The sequence below is a fragment of the Moorena sp. SIO4E2 genome (genome assembly GCF_010671945.1).
In the GTDB taxonomy this organism is placed as follows: domain Bacteria; phylum Cyanobacteriota; class Cyanobacteriia; order Cyanobacteriales; family Coleofasciculaceae; genus Moorena; species Moorena producens.
This window is the reverse complement of the sequence record NZ_JAAHIE010000783.1, coordinates 1-2,840: the sequence shown is the minus strand read 5'-3', so window position 1 is coordinate 2,840 and position 2,840 is coordinate 1. Positions and strand designations below refer to the sequence as shown.

General features: G+C 43.2%; 3 protein-coding genes. 2 read left to right on the top strand and 1 reads right to left on the bottom strand.

The features are described from left to right. Positions 1-281: 281 nt before the first annotated feature. The gene (gene hpsN / locus F6K37_RS37140; RefSeq protein WP_008185328.1) at positions 282-1,262 is read left to right on the top strand and encodes a hormogonium polysaccharide biosynthesis glycosyltransferase HpsN; all 981 of its coding nucleotides are present in this window, start codon (positions 282-284) and stop codon (positions 1,260-1,262) included. Here hpsN and F6K37_RS37135 read toward each other — a convergent pair. Further along, complete coding sequence (locus tag F6K37_RS37135; RefSeq protein WP_154659819.1) at positions 1,219-1,374, bottom strand: hypothetical protein; 156 nt, start codon at positions 1,372-1,374, stop codon at positions 1,219-1,221. The genes hpsN and F6K37_RS37135 overlap by 44 nt on opposite strands. A gap of 565 nt (positions 1,375-1,939) precedes the next feature. Here F6K37_RS37135 and hpsO point away from each other — a divergent pair. Further along, positions 1,940-2,840: hormogonium polysaccharide biosynthesis glycosyltransferase HpsO (gene hpsO / locus F6K37_RS37130; protein ID WP_287256002.1), on the top strand; the 901-nt coding region annotated here is incomplete at its 3' end.

Sequence of the window (2,840 nt, the reverse complement as noted above, 5' to 3'; positions counted from 1 at the left end):
TGAACCGGTCTCCACGGATAACTGTTCCCTGTACTATGCTGGGACAGCGTTTCTAGCTCCCGTGAGGTACAGATTCAGCAATGAAACCCCTATCTTCTAAGACTCAGGTGTACCTCACCAGCCATGGTAAAGCTGTATTGGTTTTACCTCTTAGCTTAAGAATTGTCTAACTTTCCATAAAACCACGGATGTCCAAGGATAGCATGTTAGTTAAACTGTTATCGATTGTCGGCATCATTAGCAGTTAAATGCTTAAGGACAAAGTACTCACAACAATGACGATGATTTCTGTAATTATCCCTACTTACGGACGGGAAGACCCTTTGCGGGATACCCTAGAAGATGTCCTGAAGCAAGACTACCCTGCTTTTGAAGTACTGGTTGTTGATCAAACTCGAAACCACAAACCAGAGATTCAATCCTATTTAGAGCAGCTGGCTAATACTGGTAAGATTCTCTGGTTCCGGGTTGATTGGGCGAGTTTACCTGGGGCAAGAAATTATGGGGTAAGGCGGGCATCCGGGGACATTATTGTGTTTATCGATGATGATATCAAGATGCCACCGGGGTATTTAACTGCTCACGCTCGTAACTATGAAAAATCCCCAGAGATTGGGGCAGTAGCAGGACGAGTATTTGACCGGATGAAGTTAGCAGAGAAAGGAGCAGCAGTAGATACCCCCACTCCCTCTTACACCATTGAAGACTTGCCTAAAGAGGCCATGGATCCTGGCATTGCATGGTATTACATAGACTTAGTCCATACCGTGAAGCCTCAACGGGTGATCTCAGCCCGAGGCTGCAATATGTCTTTCCGCCGGGAGATTTTTACTAAATACGGGCTGCACTTTGATGAACAGTTCCGGGGCAGTGCGGTTCGTGAGGAGTCGGATTTTTGTTTGCGATTTCGCCGCACTGGTTATCAAATTTGGTATGACCCAGATGCTTGTTTAGTCCATTTAGGGGAAGAAACTGGGGGGTGTCATGATATTAGTACGCGATCGCTTGAGTATCAGTTGACTTTTTATCACAACCATTTCCTGATGGGAATGAAAAACCTTACCCTTAGTGAACAGCTACGGCTGTTTGGTCGTCTATTTGATTGCCACGTCTTAGGGAATCCTCCTTGTAATAAAAGTGGTTCCCCGATCAAAATTATTACCCGCGCTGGTTTCTACATGTTGGGCTTTTTAAAAGCACTTGGTACACGCATCAAATCTATCTGGGATGATGGTCAAATTTATAGTCGGCTAGACCGTTAGAAGGTTGTTCGCCTTTGGCGTTCCCGTAGGGTAGGTTAGTTGGTTGAACGCGATCGCGTGGCCTTTTGGCCAAGGTTAGTTGGTTGTTCGCGTAGCGTGGCCTTTTGGCCAAGGTTAAAAGGTTGAAGCCAGTTTTTAAAACTTAAAACTACGATTAAGTAAACTTAATAAGCTCTTGTATCTTTAATTAAAATATTGAAAATTAATGATTCATAATTCAGGATATTAAAGTCATAATAATTCAAATTTAATGGTATTGTGATAACCAAAACCATAAGTATAGTTTAAGCAAATAAATAACTAAAAATACATTTTGATTTTCCAGGGTTACCGCTCTTGGTTTACTAGTATTAAGTCGTTTTGTAATGCTTCCATAGCTAAGTTTAACTGAGATCTCGCACCATTGTGAGTAATCCTACATGAACTAAGCTGATTGATACTATGGGAACGCCAAGGGCGAACAACCTGCAACCTTAATCCTCCAACCTTAAACCTTCAACCTTAAACCTTCAAGCTTCAACCTCCAACCTCCAACCTCCAACCTTCAAGCTTCAACCTCCAACCTCCAACTTTCAAGCTTCAACCTCCAACCTCCAACCTCCAACCTTCAAGCTTCAACCTCCAACCTTCAACCTCCAACCTTCAACCTTCACCCATTAACTGTCAAAAAATTACCCATGAAAATCTTAGTTGCTAGCCACTCGTATATTGTTGACCTTAACTGCGAGAAGTTACGAACACTCGCTCAGTTAGAACCTAACATTGAGGTAACTGTGGTGGTTCCCCGGCGCTGGCGTCCTGGTGGTGTCCAAAATCGCATCATTGAAACCCAACCCCGTGAAGAAGGTTCATTTCGGGTCGTACCAGTATCTAACTTTAGTGAAAATAATCAGGGACTGCTGACCTTTGGGCTAGATATTATCCCTTTATTGAAACAGTTTCGACCCGAAATTATTCAAGTGGAACAGGGAGCTAAGGCATTAGGTTATGCTCAATTTATTACCCTGAATAAGCTATTGGGACTGAAGGCAAAAAACCTATTTTTTACTTGGTGGAATCTGCCCTACCAGGTAAAATTTCCGGTGTCTGTGTTGGAAGGATATAACTTGCGTCATACCGATGGACTGATTTGTGGAAATCAGGATGGGGTAGAAATCCTGCGACAACATGGTTATAACGGACCAGCTAAAGTAATGCCCCAATTGGGGGTAGATGAAAGCTTGTTTCTTCCCCAAGCTCAGCCAGAGCTAAAACAGCAGTTGGGAATTCAACCCAATGACTTTGTGGTGGGATTTGTGGGACGGTTTGTAGAAGAGAAGGGATTACTGACTTTAGGTAAAGCCCTAGCCGGTTTATCTAGGATGGAGTGGAAGTGGCTGCTGCTAGGGCGTGGTCCCCTCAAGCCGATATTGATGGAAAAGGCGGCAGAATGGGGAATTAAAGACAAATTAATTTGGATTGAGAGTGTTCCCCATGACGAGGTACCTCGTTATATTAATGTGATGAATACTCTGGTGCTACCATCAGAGACTAATTATAAGTTTAAAACCTTAACTAGTGTAGGTTGGAAGGAACAGT